Source organism: Shinella sp. Sh6 (assembly GCF_055392685.1).
In genome coordinates this window covers 1,155,352-1,169,756 of sequence record NZ_AP044005.1, presented here as the reverse complement: position 1 = coordinate 1,169,756, position 14,405 = coordinate 1,155,352, and the positions used below count along the sequence as shown (strand labels likewise).

The 14,405-nt window shown below is 64.3% G+C and carries 14 protein-coding genes and 1 pseudogene; 3 read left to right on the top strand and 12 right to left on the bottom strand.

The features are described from left to right. On the bottom strand, positions 1 to 1,269 hold the full coding sequence (locus tag ACZ5TO_RS05650; protein WP_464799859.1) for a metallophosphoesterase family protein: 1,269 nt from the start codon (positions 1,267 to 1,269) through the stop codon (positions 1 to 3). A 247-nt stretch (positions 1,270 to 1,516) separates the two neighbouring features. Between ACZ5TO_RS05650 and ACZ5TO_RS05645 the strand changes: the two genes are divergently transcribed. Then, positions 1,517 to 1,981 (top strand): MarR family winged helix-turn-helix transcriptional regulator, encoded by a 465-nt coding sequence (locus tag ACZ5TO_RS05645; protein WP_464799858.1) that lies wholly within the window; start codon positions 1,517 to 1,519, stop codon positions 1,979 to 1,981. A 265-nt stretch (positions 1,982 to 2,246) separates the two neighbouring features. On the opposite strand, the pseudogene ACZ5TO_RS05640 reads toward ACZ5TO_RS05645, so the two are convergent. The 7 genes and pseudogenes from ACZ5TO_RS05640 to ACZ5TO_RS05610 all read right to left on the bottom strand — a co-directional run. Next, positions 2,247 to 2,450: pseudogene (locus ACZ5TO_RS05640) on the bottom strand (hypothetical protein); the annotation flags it as partial. A 205-nt stretch (positions 2,451 to 2,655) separates the two neighbouring features. Further along, positions 2,656 to 2,931: a DNA-binding protein HupB gene (gene hupB, locus ACZ5TO_RS05635; RefSeq protein WP_108001199.1), complete on the bottom strand. Its 276-nt coding sequence runs from the start codon at positions 2,929 to 2,931 to the stop codon at positions 2,656 to 2,658. Positions 2,932 to 3,132: 201 nt separating this feature from the next. After that, on the bottom strand, positions 3,133 to 5,556 hold the full coding sequence (gene lon, locus ACZ5TO_RS05630) for an endopeptidase La (protein ID WP_184144554.1): 2,424 nt from the start codon (positions 5,554 to 5,556) through the stop codon (positions 3,133 to 3,135). A gap of 545 nt (positions 5,557 to 6,101) precedes the next feature. Then, positions 6,102 to 7,379, bottom strand: a complete 1,278-nt coding sequence (gene clpX / locus ACZ5TO_RS05625; protein ID WP_184144555.1) for an ATP-dependent Clp protease ATP-binding subunit ClpX — start codon at positions 7,377 to 7,379, stop codon at positions 6,102 to 6,104. 293 nt (positions 7,380 to 7,672) lie between these two features. After that, positions 7,673 to 8,305 carry an ATP-dependent Clp endopeptidase proteolytic subunit ClpP gene (gene clpP, locus ACZ5TO_RS05620; RefSeq protein WP_184144556.1) on the bottom strand — a complete coding sequence of 211 codons (633 nt, stop codon included), beginning with the start codon at positions 8,303 to 8,305 and terminating at the stop codon, positions 7,673 to 7,675. Positions 8,306 to 8,529: 224 nt separating this feature from the next. Beyond that, entirely contained in the window at positions 8,530 to 8,916 is a 387-nt protein-coding gene (locus ACZ5TO_RS05615; RefSeq protein WP_464799857.1) for a type II toxin-antitoxin system VapC family toxin, read from the bottom strand. Then, complete coding sequence (locus ACZ5TO_RS05610; protein WP_464799856.1) at positions 8,913 to 9,161, bottom strand: type II toxin-antitoxin system Phd/YefM family antitoxin; 249 nt, start codon at positions 9,159 to 9,161, stop codon at positions 8,913 to 8,915. The genes ACZ5TO_RS05615 and ACZ5TO_RS05610 overlap by 4 nt, the downstream gene beginning before the upstream one ends. Positions 9,162 to 9,261: 100 nt before the next feature. Between ACZ5TO_RS05610 and ACZ5TO_RS05605 the strand changes: the two genes are divergently transcribed. Then, positions 9,262 to 10,512 carry a cytochrome P450 gene (locus ACZ5TO_RS05605; protein ID WP_464799855.1) on the top strand — a complete coding sequence of 417 codons (1,251 nt, stop codon included), beginning with the start codon at positions 9,262 to 9,264 and terminating at the stop codon, positions 10,510 to 10,512. 18 nt (positions 10,513 to 10,530) lie between these two features. Here the strand turns inward: ACZ5TO_RS05605 and ACZ5TO_RS05600 are convergent, their stop codons facing one another. From ACZ5TO_RS05600 to ACZ5TO_RS05585, 4 genes are all read right to left on the bottom strand, one after another. Next, on the bottom strand, positions 10,531 to 10,875 hold the full coding sequence (locus ACZ5TO_RS05600; RefSeq protein ID WP_464799854.1) for a cupin domain-containing protein: 345 nt from the start codon (positions 10,873 to 10,875) through the stop codon (positions 10,531 to 10,533). Between the two features lie 110 nt (positions 10,876 to 10,985). Beyond that, the gene (locus ACZ5TO_RS05595) at positions 10,986 to 12,269 is read right to left on the bottom strand and encodes an O-acetylhomoserine aminocarboxypropyltransferase (RefSeq protein WP_464799853.1); all 1,284 of its coding nucleotides are present in this window, start codon (positions 12,267 to 12,269) and stop codon (positions 10,986 to 10,988) included. 111 nt (positions 12,270 to 12,380) lie between these two features. Next, positions 12,381 to 12,809, bottom strand: coding sequence for a CoA-binding protein (locus tag ACZ5TO_RS05590; RefSeq protein ID WP_184144562.1), 429 nt, complete (start codon positions 12,807 to 12,809; stop codon positions 12,381 to 12,383). 65 nt (positions 12,810 to 12,874) lie between these two features. Next, positions 12,875 to 13,312 (bottom strand): CoA-binding protein, encoded by a 438-nt coding sequence (locus ACZ5TO_RS05585; protein ID WP_464799852.1) that lies wholly within the window; start codon positions 13,310 to 13,312, stop codon positions 12,875 to 12,877. Positions 13,313 to 13,556: 244 nt separating this feature from the next. Between ACZ5TO_RS05585 and ACZ5TO_RS05580 the strand changes: the two genes are divergently transcribed. Next, positions 13,557 to 14,393, top strand: coding sequence for an EamA family transporter (locus tag ACZ5TO_RS05580; protein ID WP_464799851.1), 837 nt, complete (start codon positions 13,557 to 13,559; stop codon positions 14,391 to 14,393). The last annotated feature ends 12 nt before the right edge of the window (positions 14,394 to 14,405 follow it).

Below are 14,405 nucleotides of genomic sequence, written 5' to 3'. Positions count from 1 at the left end.
TCAGGCCCCTTCCCGCTCGCCGCCGAGGCGGGCGAGCACGGTATCGGCCCCCTCGCGGGCAAGCTCGGCGATCAGCCCCTCCTCCGCCGCCTCGTCCGGCACGAGAAGGTGGCGCGCCTCCTTCGGCAATTGCCGCAGGAGATCGGCGAGCGTCTCGCGCAGCTCCTCGCGATAGGCATGGCTGAGGGTGACGTCCGCGTGCATCAGGCGGGAAAGCTCGGAGAGCGGCCCGGCATCGCTCCCTTCGGCGACCGGCGGGGCGGTGACGGCAAGCTCCACCGCCTCGATCCAGCCGGAGCCGAGCGAGGCGGCGATGTTCTGCAATTCGGCGAGCAGCAGGTCCTCATCGCGGCGCAGGCGCCAGGCGAGCGGCGTCGCGCCCGCCAGCGTCAGGCGCGCGACGAGATGGGCGCCGCCGGTCGCGGCGAGCGCGGCGGCAAGCACCGCCTCGGCCCGCTCCTGCATGCCGCGCCAGTCGTCGACGCCGGCAAGGTCCACCGACAGCCGCTCGAAGACGGCGACGGCGACCGGGCGCTCCTCGCAGGCGATCGTGCCGTCCTCCTCCACGGTGACGAGCGTGATGCCCTTCGGCCCGCTTTCGTTGATGTCGCGCCCCTGCGGGTTGCCGGGCATGACGATCCACGGCTTTTCCAGATGCACGCGGCGCTGGTGGATATGGCCGAGCGCCCAATAGTCGAAGCCGTGCGCGGCGAGGTCGGCGATGCTGACGGGCGCGTAAGGATCGTGGCGGCTTGCGCCGGCAAGGCTGGTGTGGAGCAGGCCGATATTGACCGCATCGGCCACCGGCGCGCGGAAGGACGGCAGCAGCGAGGCCGGCGCATGCGGATTGGCGAAGCTGATGCCGTGGACATGGACCTCGCGCCCGTTCGCCAGCGCCCCCGCCTGCACCGGCTTTCCCCGTCCGTCGAAGACATGCACGTTCGGCGGGAAGGTGAGCTCGCGGGTGATCTGCGACTGCGCGTCGTGATTACCGCGGATGAGATAGACGCGGATGCCCGCCGCCTCCAGCCGCCGCATCTCGGCCATCAGGAAGAGCGCCGTCGCCATGGAGGTCTGCGAGCCGTCGTAGAGATCGCCGGCGATCACGAGGGCGTCGACCGCCTCGGCAAGCGCGATGTCGACGATGCGCTCCAGCGCCGTGCGGGTCGCCCCGCGCACGAGGTCGCCGAGGTCGGCATTGCGGAGGGCCAGGGAGGTGAGCGGCGAATCGAGGTGCAGGTCGGCCGTGTGGATGAAGCGGAAAGGCATGGCCGGACAATCGCCCCGACGCCCCGAAGGGTCAATGCCCGCAGGCCGAAGAGCCGGGTTATGCAGGGTGAAATGATGCCCCCGGAAAAAACCTTCCGGGAAGGCGGAAATAACGGCCGGGCGGCTTTACGATGATCGTTCAATATCTATGATCAAATTCATCGAAAAACGTTACGATCCTTTGACATGGTCCCTCATAATACCTATATTCCACCTCATGAGTAGCACGATAGAAATCTCCCAGGGCATGTTCAAGCTCTACCATCAGGTCAGCCGCCTGGTGAACGAGTGCATGATGGACGAAGGTGTGTCGCTCGCCCGCAGCAAGTTCCTGCTTCTTCTGGAATGTCAGGGCCCGCAACGGTCGACGGATATCGCCTGCGCTCTTGGTTTCGCACCCCGCACGGTGACGGAAGCGATCGACGGTCTCGAGCGTGACAAGCTGGTCAAGCGCGAGCCCGACCCGAAGGACCGCCGTGCCAAGATCGTCTCGATCACGGATATGGGCCGGACCGTCATTTCGGCCGCCCAGCAGCCGCAGCACAAGACGATCGAGGCGATCTTCGCCGTCCTCACCGAGGAACAGAAGCAGCAGCTCAAGGAAATCATCCGCTGTCTCAGCGAGAAAACCGAGGCGCTGCAACGGGAAAGAGACAAGAACGCGGGTACTGCCGACATGGCACCGATCCGTTCATTGGAAGCCGTCGACTGACAGCCCCGACGGAAAGACGAACTGGAAAGGCCGGGATCGCAGAATCCCGGCCTTTTGTATCTTTGGCCGCCCCTCATCCGGCCTGCCGGCCACCTTTGTAACTTCCTTTTGCCCGGGATTGGCGCTGTATTGCCGATTGCGGTGGCGGATGAGAGACCGCAGCACCTTTGGGACACCAAGCCCGTGGGAGAGCCTGGGTCTTCATCCGCCGTTCCATCGAACCCGAACAGTCGCCAGGGCCGCTCGCGCATGCGAAGCCCGCTTAGACGAGCGCGTTGCCGTCCTCGCTCGCCGCGATGATCTCGGACGAGGTGGGCGTCGCCTTGCCCTTGCCGTCCGGCAGGTTGTCGGCGATGGCGAAGGATGCAACGCGGTTGAATACGGGCTCGGCGCTGGCGGCGGGCGCCACCGATGCGGCGAGGACCGCCGCGAGCGCGGCGGTTCTGCGGCCTTCGTGTAACAGCCGCATGACAGGCGGCCGTTCCTTGGCGCAATAAAAAGGGGCCCGGAAAACCGGGCCCCGATCCTGAAATCCAGGATTTTGCGGCGGAGTGGATAACCGCTCTGCCCTGCAGCGCAGCGCGCCATGAAAGACACATCAGGCGCTGCACGACATCGATATGCCGCGTGATCCCTAAACCGCTTCCGACTTAGGGATCATGCGGCACGAAGGATCAGCCGTTGACGGCGTCCTTCAGGCCCTTGCCGGCCGAGAACTTCGGCACGTTGCGAGCCGGGATATCGATCTCGGCGCCGGTCGAAAGGTTGCGGCCCTTCGAAGCTTCGCGACGCGATACGGAGAAATTGCCGAAACCGACGAGACGAACGTCGCCACCGTTCTTGAGTTCGCCCTGGATCGTCTCGAAAACGGCGTCGACAGCCGATGCTGCGTCCGTCTTGGAGAGGCCGGACTTCTCAGCGACCGCGGATACGAGTTCATTCTTGTTCATGTTTCCACCCCTTTCTTACGGTTTGAAACGACTCATACAAGTCGGGGGCAGAATACGCATCGCCCTTCGACCCGCAAGAATATTTCGCCGCAATCCCCTGAGAATCCGGGGTTTACACACGTTTTCAACGAAAAAGACCGGCCCGAAGGCCGGTCTTTCGCTTTTCCGCGCCGAAAACGCGGCAATGCGGGAGGCGAAGGCTCAGTGCGCGACGGCGCCTGCGCCCTCCTCGGACGATTCGACGGCGGGCACCTTGGCCGCCTCGAGAGAGCCGTCCCATTCGATCGGCTCGGGCTTGCGCAGCAGCGCATGTTCGATGACTTCGCCCATGCGGGAGACCGGCACGATCTCCATGCTGTTCTTCACGTTGTCCGGAATGTCCGCCAGATCCTTGGCGTTTTCTTCCGGGATCAGCACCTTCTTGATGCCGCCGCGAAGGGCTGCGAGCAGCTTCTCCTTGAGGCCGCCGATCGGCAGGACCCGGCCGCGCAGCGTCACCTCACCCGTCATCGCGATATCCTTCGAGACCGGGATGCCGGTCATGATGGACACGATGGCGGTCGCCATGGCGATGCCGGCCGACGGGCCGTCCTTGGGCGTCGCGCCTTCCGGAACGTGGACGTGGATGTCCGTCTTGTCGAAGCGCGGCGGCTCGATGCCGAAATCGACGGCGCGCGAACGGACATAGGAGGCCGCTGCCGAGATCGATTCCTTCATCACGTCCTTGAGGTTGCCGGTCACCGTCATGCGGCCCTTGCCACCCGGCAGGCTGACGCCTTCGATGGTGAGCAGCTCGCCGCCGACTTCCGTCCAGGCAAGGCCCGTGACGACACCGACCTGATCCTCGCGCTCGGCTTCGCCGTGGCGGAAGCGCGGAACGCCGAGGAAGTCGTGGATGTTCTCCGCCGTGACCTCGACCTTCTTCGCCTTGCCCTTGATGATCTCGGTGACCGCCTTGCGGGCGAGCTTCATCAGTTCACGCTCGAAGTTACGAACGCCCGCCTCGCGGGTGTACTGCTGGATAACCGCCATCAGCGCGCCGTCGGTAACCGAGAATTCCTTCGGCTGCAGCGCGTGGTCGCGGATCGCCTTGGGCAAGAGGTGCCTTTTGGCGATTTCCAGCTTTTCCTCTTCCGTGTAGCCGGCGATGCGGATCACTTCCATGCGGTCCATGAGGGGCGCGGGAATGTTCAGCGTATTCGCCGTCGTCACGAACATGACGTTGGAGAGATCGTATTCGACTTCCAGGTAGTGGTCCATGAAGGTCGAATTCTGTTCCGGGTCCAGCACCTCAAGCAGGGCCGAAGACGGGTCGCCGCGGAAGTCCATGCCCATCTTGTCGATCTCGTCGAGCAGGAAGAGCGGGTTGGACTTCTTCGCCTTCTTCATCGACTGGATGACCTTGCCGGGCATCGAGCCGATATAGGTGCGGCGGTGGCCGCGGATCTCGGCCTCGTCCCGCACGCCGCCGAGCGCCATGCGGACATATTCGCGGCCCGTCGCCTTGGCGATGGATTTCGCAAGCGAGGTCTTGCCGACGCCCGGAGGGCCGACGAGGCAAAGGATCGGGCCCTTGATCTTGTTGGACCGGGCCTGCACGGCGAGGTACTCGACGATGCGCTCCTTGACCTTGTCGAGGCCGAAATGATCCTCGTCGAGGATCTTTTCCGCATTGTTGAGGTCGGTCTTGATCTTCGACTTCTTGCCCCACGGAATGCCCGTCAGCCAGTCGAGATAGTTGCGCACGACGGTGGCTTCGGCCGACATCGGGCTCATCTGGCGCAGCTTCTTGAGCTCGGCGTCCGCCTTCTCGCGGGCCTCCTTCGAGAGCTTGGCCTTGGCGATCTTCTCTTCCAGTTCGGCCATCTCGTCGCGGCCGTCCTCGCCGTCGCCGAGCTCCTTCTGGATCGCCTTCATCTGTTCGTTGAGGTAGTACTCGCGCTGGGTCTTCTCCATCTGGCGTTTTACACGCGACCGGATGCGCTTTTCGACCTGCAGGACGGAGATTTCTCCTTCCATGAAGCCGAGCGCCTTTTCAAGGCGCAGCTTCACGCTCGTCGTCTCCAGCATTTCCTGCTTCTCGACGATCTTGATGGAGAGGTGCGAAGCGACCGTGTCGGCGAGCTTCGAGTAGTCCTCGATCTGGCTCGCGGCACCGACGACCTCGGGCGAGATCTTCTTGTTGAGCTTCACATAGTTCTCGAACTCGGAGACGACCGAGCGCGACAGCGCCTCGATCTCCACCGGGTCCTCTTCCGGCTCGGCCAGCACATGGGCCGTCGCCTCGTAGAATTCCTCGCGGTCGGTATAGCCGTCGATCTCGGCGCGCGCGCGGCCTTCGACCAGCACCTTGACGGTGCCGTCGGGCAGCTTGAGGAGCTGGAGAACGTTGGCGACGGTGCCGATGCGGTAGATGGCGTCGGTCTCCGGGTCGTCGTCGGAGGCGTTGATCTGGGTGGCAAGCATGATCTGCCTGTCGGTGCCCATCACCTCTTCCAGCGCGCGGATCGACTTCTCGCGACCGACGAACAGCGGCACGATCATATGCGGGAACACCACGATGTCGCGCAGGGGCAGGACCGGGAAAGCGGTCGATTCGTGCGGCGCAGACGTCTTCTTCGTCATGTCATTTCCTTTCAAACGTCCCGTTTCCGGGAACCGGACCGATCGGTGCTTGGGCTCACCGGGCCGGCGATCTTTTCCACCCACAAGTGGCGTGCGGTTAACGCTTTTTCAAGTACGGCCGCGGAGTGCCCCACCCCGCGGCGGACCGGATATGCGCTTACATGGAGAAAGCCTAGCCTGCGGCCCTGTCGCGGAACTTGCGGCCTTCTTCCGGAACATTGATTGAGTGACGCAGAACAGGATCGAGGTCTTTCATCGTCGCCTGTCCCGCCTCGCTGCGCAACCCCTCTTGCGATGGCGGATCCCGCATCATGCTCCCTCCGGTGGACGGGAACCAGTCACGAAATGTCGCTAGATGAGGCACGATGAAGACGCAGACGGCAACGCCCCTGCTTTACGGGGCCGCCCCCTCTGCCTGCCGGCATCTCCCCCACAAGGGGGGGGAGAAAGATTGAGGCTTGCTCATCACCCTGATTTTGAATGCGGGGGCGCGGCATATCAGGTCCCTCCCCCTTGTGGGGAGGGATTTAGGGAGGGGTCCTGGCTCAGGCCGAAACGTTGGCCTTCTCTTCGGAACGCTCCGAGTAGATGTAGAGCGGACGGGCCGCCCCCTTGACCACCTCGTCGGAGATGACGACCTCGCGCACGCCTTCCAGCGTCGGCAGCTCGAACATCGTGTCGAGCAGGATCTTCTCCATGATCGAGCGAAGGCCGCGGGCGCCGGTCTTGCGCACGATCGCCTTGCGGGCGATCTCGCGCAGCGCGTCCTCGTGGAAGGTGAGTTCCACGTCTTCCATCTCGAACAGGCGCTGGTACTGTTTGACGAGCGCGTTCTTCGGCTCGGACAGGATCTGGATCAGCGCGTCCTCGTCGAGATCCTCCAGCGTCGCCAGCACGGGCAGACGGCCGATGAACTCGGGGATGAGGCCGAACTTGACCAGGTCTTCCGGCTCCAGTTCGCGCAGGACCTCGCCGACGCGGCGGTCCTCCGGTGCGCGCACCGTCGCGCCGAAGCCGATGGAGGTCTTCTCGCCGCGGGCGGAGATGATCTTGTCGAGGCCGGCGAAGGCGCCGCCGCAGATGAACAGGATGTTCGTCGTGTCGACCTGCAGGAATTCCTGCTGCGGATGCTTGCGGCCGCCCTGCGGGGGCACGGAAGCGACCGTGCCTTCCATGATCTTCAGAAGCGCCTGCTGCACGCCCTCGCCCGACACGTCCCGCGTGATGGACGGATTGTCGGACTTGCGCGAGATCTTGTCGACTTCGTCGATATAGACGATGCCGCGCTGGGCGCGCTCGACATTGTAGTCGGCCGCCTGCAGGAGCTTGAGGATGATGTTCTCCACGTCCTCGCCGACGTAACCGGCTTCGGTCAGCGTCGTGGCGTCGGCCATGGTGAAGGGCACGTCGATGATGCGGGCGAGCGTCTGGGCGAGGTAGGTCTTGCCGCAGCCCGTGGGGCCGACCAGCATGATGTTCGACTTCGCCAGTTCCACGTCCGAGCCCTTGGCGGCATGCGCCAGGCGCTTGTAGTGGTTGTGCACCGCGACCGACAGGATGCGCTTGGCCTGCTGCTGGCCGATGACGTATTCGTCGAGGACCTTGATGATATCCTGGGGCGTGGGAACGCCGTCGCGGGATTTCACCATCGAGGTCTTGTTCTCCTCGCGGATGATGTCCATGCACAGTTCGACGCATTCATCGCAGATGAACACCGTCGGTCCGGCAATCAGCTTGCGGACCTCGTGCTGGCTCTTGCCGCAGAAGGAGCAGTAAAGGGTATTCTTGGAGTCGCCGCCGTTGCTGCCGCTGACCTTGCTCATATCACTTTCCTTCCAGCACGCCGCCCATTCCTTGCGGAAGATGGCCGGACCACTCAAACCGCCCTTGCCGGAACCGCTCGCGCCATCCGTCAAAGGCTCCAGGGGTACTGACCGGAAAAGGGGCTGGGCCCCAGACCCGGTGGCAACGAATCCCCCACCGAAATACCGAATGCTAGGCTGTCACAAATCAACATAGCATTAACGGCCAATATTACCGCCTTTGCCGGGCGGATAAAGCCCCGTGGACCTTACAAATGTGTCACAATAGCTTCATCCGCGGCAAAACCATGACCTTACGCTGCGTCAGGTCCTTCGACCGCTTCGCGGCTCGTGATGACGCGGTCGACGAGGCCCCAGTCCTTCGCCTCGTCCGCGCTCATGAAATGGTCGCGGTCGAGCGTCTGCTCGACTTCCTCGTAGGTGCGCCCGCAATGCTTGACGTAGACCTCGTTCAGCTTGCGCTTCATCTTGAGGATGTCCTTGGCGTGGCGCTCGATGTCCGAGGCCTGGCCCTGGAAGCCGCCGGAGGGCTGGTGCACCATGATGCGGGCGTTCGGCGTCGCAAAGCGCATGTCCTTGTGGCCGGCGGCCAGAAGCAGCGAGCCCATCGAGGCGGCCTGGCCGATGCACAGCGTCGAGACGGCCGGCTTGATGAACTGCATCGTGTCGTAGATCGCCATGCCGGAGGTGACGACACCGCCCGGCGAATTGATGTAGAGCGCGATCTCCTTCTTCGGGTTCTCTGCCTCGAGGAAGAGAAGCTGCGCGCAGACGAGCGTGGCGATATGGTCCTCGACGGGACCCGTCAGGAAGATGATGCGCTCCTTCAGGAGGCGCGAATAGATGTCGTAGGAACGCTCGCCGCGGTTGGTCTGCTCGACGACCATCGGCACCAGAGCCATGGCGGTATCTACGGGATTTGTCATGTCAATCCTTCATCTCAAGTGGCCCTGAAACCCGTCGCCAAGCGTTGGGAATCAGCAAGTTTCGTCCTCCCTACATAGAGTGTCAGGGTATCGGACTTCAAGGCGGCCGCATGTTTTGCGGCGCTCTATGCCAGAATGCGGTTAACCGGCGCGCGGCCGAAGCGCAGATTTCCACAACCGGATGGCGGACAGGGTGAAGGAAGGGTGAATCCTGCCGGGCAGGATCACACGAGACGGATCGGGCCGGGATAGGACGCCAGACGCCGGTCTGCGGTGAGCAGCAGGAGACCCTCGGTTCGCGCCTGGGCGACGAGCATGCGGTCGAAAGGATCGGCATGAATGGCCGGCAGGTTTGCCACCGCAACCGCGTGGGCGGCATTGATCGGCAATTCCTCATAGCCGTTTTCGAGGAGGCCGCGCCAGACAAGGGACGCATCGGCCGAGAAATCATGCCGGTTCAGAGCCTGCTTGATCGCGATCTCCCAAATGCTTGCGGCACTGAAAACCAGCAGGTTATCCTCGTCGGCCATCAGGGAGACGGCCTCGGCGCTGAGGCGTTCAGGCCCTTCGGCGGCCCAGATCAGGAGACGGGTATCGATCAGCAGCCTCATTCGTCACCGCTGAACAGCTTTTCGATTTCCCCCTCGCCCATCCTGTCGAAATCCGCGGGAACCTTCAGTTGCCCCCGAAGAAACCCGAAGCGACGCGGAGCCGCCTTGGCAGCGCCGCTCTCCAGCGGCACGACGCGCACCATCGGCTTTCCCGCCTTGGCGATGACGAAGGCCTCGCCCTCTGCCGCCTGCTCGACAAGGCGGGAAAGGTGGGTCTTGGCTTCATGGATGTTGACGACACGCACGGGCGCCTCCTCATGGACTTAGTCCACTAAACTTAGTTTACTTCATCCTCATTGTCGAATCGCTCTTTCCGCCGGGCGCCAAATGGATTAGCTCTCGGCCATGACGACGACCCACCTGCCCTTCCTCACCATCGATCCCGCCAGCCGCCGCGTTTCGCTCGACGGTCGCGATCCGCAATTCTATCGCGATCCGAATCCGGCCTATGCGGCGCTGCATGCGCACTGTCCCACCTTCTGGTGGGAAGAGCAGAAGATGTGGTATTTCACCGGCTACGACCATGTGAACGCGCTCCTGCGCGACCGCCGCTTCGGCCGGCAGATCCTGCATGTGGCAACGCGCGAGGAACTCGGGATGCCGGCGCCCCAGCCGCATCTTGCCCATTTCGACGCCGCGGAGGCCTGGTCGCTGCTGGAGCTGGAGCCGCCGGAGCACACGCGGCTGCGCACCCTCGTCAACCGCGCCTTCGTCTCGCGCATGATCGAGAAGCTGACGCCGGAGATCGCCGCGCTCTGCCATGAGGCGATCGACCGTTTCGAGAAGGACGGCAGGGTCGAACTGCTGTCCGCCTTCGCCGATATCCTGCCGGTGACGATGATCGCCCGCATGATCGGCATTCCCGACGCGATGGGGCCGCAACTCCTGAAATGGTCGCATGCCTATGTACGCATGTACATGTTCGGCCGCACGCGCGAGGACGAGGTCAATGCCGACAGGGCGGCCGAGGAATTTTCCGATTACGTGCGCGGCGTGATCGCCGAGCGCCGGGCCGAGCCGCGCGACGACCTGCTCTCGCACATGGTGCATACCGAGCACCGCGGCCAGCTCCTCACCGAGGACGAATTGGTCTCCACCACCATCGTGCTGCTCAATGCCGGCCACGAGGCGACGGTGCACCAGATCGGCAATGCCGTGCGCACCATCCTCGAAAACGACGCCGATCCGGCCATGCTCTTCGCCGATGCGAAAACGACGGAGCGCACGGTCGAGGAATGCCTGCGCATCTCCGCGCCGGTGCACATCTTCCAGCGCTATGCGCTCGAGGACGTCGAACTCGACGGCATCCGGTTCCGCCGCGGCGAGAAGGTGGCGATGATCCTCGCCGCTGCCAATCTCGACCCGAAGAAATTCACCGACCCGCTCACCTTCAGGCCGGATCGCGACGAGGGCGCGAACCTCTCCTTCGGCGCCGGCATCCATTTCTGCATCGGCGCGCCGCTTGCCCGTCTGGAGCTGAACGTCGCCCTGCCGATCCTCTTCCAGCGCCTGCCCGGCCTCAGGATCGAGAAGAAGCCCGTGGTGAAGGACGTCTATCACTTCCACGGGCTGGAGGCGCTGGAACTCGCATGGTGATCACGGCATGCGAAAAACCTAAAGCCGGATGACGTAATCCTTGCGAGTCGTTTCAACGACTTCCCAGGTTCCCTTGAAGCCGGGCCTGAGGATCAGGCGGTCGCCGGCCTTCAGGTGCGTGGTCTCGCCGTTTTCCGAAACGATGATCGAGTGCCCTTCGAGGATATGGAAATATTCCCACTCGTCGTACTGGATGCGCCATTTACCCGGCGTCGACTGCCAGATACCGGCATAAAGGCCGCCATCGGCTTCTTCGATGTTCCAGGTGGTGAAGACCGGGTCGCCCGCGATCAGCCGGTCGGCGGCAGGGCGGCCCGTCTCGGGCTCGATGCCGGTAATGTCGAAATCGCGTATCTTGGTCATAAGGCTATCCGTTCCTTCGTGAGCGAAGCGCCCCTCATCCGGCTGCCGCCACCTTCTCCCGGCAAGCGGGACGAAGGTGGCCGGCAGGCCGGATGAGGGGCGATCCCGCCTTAAGCCTTGGCGAGCGCCTGCTCGATATCGGCGATGATGTCGGCGACGTCCTCAAGGCCGATGGACAGGCGCACGACGTCCGGGCCGGCGCCGGCCGCGATCTGCTGCTCCTCGGAAAGCTGGCGATGCGTGGTGGAGGCCGGGTGGATGACCAGTGAGCGCGTGTCGCCGATATTGGCGAGGTGCGAGAGCATTTCCAGCCCCTCGACGAAGCGCTTGCCCGATTCGTAGCCGCCCTTGAGGCCGAAGGTGAAGACGGCCCCCGCCCCCTTCGGCGAATAGCGCTGCTGGAGGGCGTGGTTCTCGTTGTCCTCAAGGCCGGCATAGTTGACCCAGGCCACCTTGTCGTGGGTCTTCAGCCACTTGGCGACGGCAAGCGCATTGTCGCAATGGCGCTGCATGCGAAGCGGCAGCGTCTCGATGCCGTTGAGGATCTGGAACGCGTTGAACGGCGAGATGGCCGGGCCGAAATCGCGCAGGCCCAGCACCCGGCAGGCGATGGCGAAGGCGAAGTTGCCGAAGGTGGCGTGCAGCACGATGCCGGCATAGTCCGGCCGCGGCTCGGACAGCGCCGGATATTTCCCGGAGGCCGACCAGTCGAAGGTGCCACCGTCGACGATGATGCCGCCCATCGACGTGCCGTGGCCGCCCATGAACTTGGTCAGCGACTGCACGACGATGTCGGCGCCGTGCTCCAGCGGGCGCAGGAGATAGGGCGTCGCCATAGTGTTGTCGACGATGAGCGGCAGCCCGTGGCGATGGGCGATCTCGGCAATGGCCGCGATATCGACGAAGGTGCCGCCGGGATTGGCCGGGCTCTCGATGAAGATCGCCTTGGTCTTGTCATCGATCTGGCTTTCGAAGGCGGAAAGATCGAGCGGATCGACCCAGCGCACATGCCAGTCGAAGCTCTTGAACGCATTGCCGAACTGGTTGATCGAGCCGCCATAGAGCCGGCGCGCGGCGATGAAATTGTCGCCGGGCCGCATGATCGTGTGGAAGACGAGGAGCTGGGCGGCATGGCCCGAGGCGACGGCGAGCGCCGCCGTGCCGCCTTCAAGCGCCGCGACGCGCTCTTCGAGCACCGCCTGCGTCGGGTTCATGATGCGGGTGTAGATATTGCCGAAAGCCTGCAGGCCGAAGAGCGCGGCGGCATGGTCCGTATCGTTGAAGACGAAGCTGGTGGTCTGGTAGATCGGCGTCGCCCGCGCGCCGGTCGTCGGGTCCGGCTGGGCGCCGGCATGGATGGCGAGCGTGGAAAATCCGGGCTTGTTCTTCGTCATGAATGGGGCCTCCCTGGCTGAGTTCCGGCACTATTTCAGAGAGATAGGAGGCGGTCAAAGAAAGATTTTCCGCCAGGAAGGCAAGGCGCAGGGCGCGCTTTGCGGAAATCTTCAGGCAACGAGGCGCGGATATTCGATCGCCGGGCAGCGGTCCATCACCACCTTGACGCCCGCAGCCTCGGCCTTGGCGGCCGCCGCATCGTTGCGCACGGAGAGCTGGCCCCAGATCGCCTTGGGCAGAGGGTCGAGCGCCAGCGCCTCGTCGACGACGGAGGGCAGCGCATCGGCCGCGCGGAAGACGTCGATCATGTCGATCGGCTCGAGGATATCGGCAAGGCGGGCGACGACGGGCTGGCCGAGGATCTCCTTGCCGGCCTGCCCCGGATTGACCGGGATGACCCGATAGCCCTTGCGCAGGAGGAAACCCATGACCCGGTAGCTCGGCCGCTCGGGGTTCGGCGAGGCGCCGACGAGCGCGATCACCTTGGTCGAGCGCAGGATGTCGGCGAGATAATAGTCCGGATAGGAATCGTGATTCATGGCGTTACCCCGTTTCTCGGCGGAGAATTGGGATAACGCAACGTGAAGTCAATATGCGCCCTGCGTCAGGACGCCTTGAGCATCAGCACCGGATATTCCGTCACCGGGCAGCGGTCCATGACGACCCGGATGCCCGCCGCTTCCGCACGGGCGGCGGCGGCATCGTCGCGCACCGTAAACTGGCCCCACAGCACGGACGGCAGCGGGGAGAGCGCCAGCACCTCGTCGACGACGGAGGGGAACTGGCTTGCCGCGCGGAAGACGTCGACCATGTCGATCGGCTCGGGGATGTCGGCAAGGCGGGCATAGACGGTCTGCCCGAGGATCTGCTTGCCGGCATGGCCGGGATTGACCGGGATGACATGATAGCCCTTGCCGAGCAGGAAACCCATGACGCCGTGGCTCGGCCGCGCATCGTTCGGCGAGGCGCCGAGCACGGCGATCGTGTGCACGGATTTCAGAATCTGGCGGATATAGCCGTCGGGATAGTGATCGTGGTTCATCGCTGCCTCCTTCGGCGTTGGCGACTGTCTCTCACACGTCTTCCAGGCCGATACCCTAGCGCAAAACCTTAAAGAAGCGGACCGCGCCGCCAGCCGTTGGGGCGGGCAGATTGTGCCAATCCGGGGCACATCCGGCCGTTTTCACCGCGCTTGACCGGCCTTGGCGGAAAATTCCGGATTGCAAATCGCCCGCTTTGGGCGGAAGAAGGGCTTCCCTTCGCCTGCCCGCCCCCGAGGTTCCAGATTGCCGCTCGACGTCCTCTTCCTCGTGCTCTTCGGCGCGGCCCTGCATGCGACCTGGAACGCCATCGTCAAGGCCGGCACGGACAAGTCGCTGGATGCGGCGATGGTGGCGCTCGGCGCGGGCGCCGTCGGCCTTTTCTTCCTGCCCGTCGTGCCGCTACCGAAGCCGGAGGCCTGGCCGTTCATCCTCGTCTCGGCCTTCCTGCAGTTCGCCTATTTCCAGCTCGTGGCAGGCGCCTACCGGGCCGGCGACATCGGGCTCGTCTATCCGCTGATGCGCGGCACCGCCCCCCTTCTCGTCGCCATGACGAGCGGCGTGGTGCTTGGCGAGCACCTGACGCCCGCGGCCATGGCCGGCGTCCTCGTCATCTCGGCCGGCGTCCTGACGCTCGCCTTCGAATCGCGCCGCGGCGGGCGGCACGCCATCCTGCTCGCGCTCGCCAATGCCGTGGTGATCGCCACCTACACCTTCGTCGACGGCGCGGGCGCGCGCGTCTCCGGCAATGCCGTTTCCTATACGCTGTGGATGTCGCTGCTGCCGCCGGTTCTGCTCTTCGGCTGGGCCGTCGCACGCCGCGGCAAGGCCACCGTCTGGAACCACGTCCGGCGCAACTGGGCACGCGGCCTCTTCGGCGGCGCCGGCTCCATCGCCTCCTACGGCCTTGCCCTCTGGGCGATGACGAAGGCCCCCGTCGCCACCGTCGCGGCGCTGCGCGAGACCGCCATCGTCTTCGCCCTCCTCATTTCCGTCTTCGTGCTGAAGGAGAAGGCCAGCGTCTGGCGCTACCTCGCCGGCGCGGTGATCGCAGCCGGCGTGCTGGTGCTGAAGCTGGCGTGACCGTTGAAATTC

Bases quoted from the DNA above. Each gene is read 5' to 3' on its own strand.
- ACZ5TO_RS05650 (WP_464799859.1), bottom strand. From the start codon at position 1,269: ATGCCTTTCCGCTTCATCCACACGGCCGACCTGCACCTCGATTCGCCG.
- ACZ5TO_RS05645 (WP_464799858.1), top strand. From the start codon at position 1,517: ATGTTCAAGCTCTACCATCAGGTCAGCCGCCTGGTGAACGAGTGCATG.
- hupB (WP_108001199.1), bottom strand. From the start codon at position 2,931: ATGAACAAGAATGAACTCGTATCCGCGGTCGCTGAGAAGTCCGGCCTC.
- lon (WP_184144554.1), bottom strand. From the start codon at position 5,556: ATGACGAAGAAGACGTCTGCGCCGCACGAATCGACCGCTTTCCCGGTC.
- clpX (WP_184144555.1), bottom strand. From the start codon at position 7,379: ATGAGCAAGGTCAGCGGCAGCAACGGCGGCGACTCCAAGAATACCCTT.
- clpP (WP_184144556.1), bottom strand. From the start codon at position 8,305: ATGACAAATCCCGTAGATACCGCCATGGCTCTGGTGCCGATGGTCGTC.
- ACZ5TO_RS05615 (WP_464799857.1), bottom strand. From the start codon at position 8,916: ATGAGGCTGCTGATCGATACCCGTCTCCTGATCTGGGCCGCCGAAGGG.
- ACZ5TO_RS05605 (WP_464799855.1), top strand. From the start codon at position 9,262: ATGACGACGACCCACCTGCCCTTCCTCACCATCGATCCCGCCAGCCGC.
- ACZ5TO_RS05600 (WP_464799854.1), bottom strand. From the start codon at position 10,875: ATGACCAAGATACGCGATTTCGACATTACCGGCATCGAGCCCGAGACG.
- ACZ5TO_RS05595 (WP_464799853.1), bottom strand. From the start codon at position 12,269: ATGACGAAGAACAAGCCCGGATTTTCCACGCTCGCCATCCATGCCGGC.
- ACZ5TO_RS05590 (WP_184144562.1), bottom strand. From the start codon at position 12,809: ATGAATCACGATTCCTATCCGGACTATTATCTCGCCGACATCCTGCGC.
- ACZ5TO_RS05585 (WP_464799852.1), bottom strand. From the start codon at position 13,312: ATGAACCACGATCACTATCCCGACGGCTATATCCGCCAGATTCTGAAA.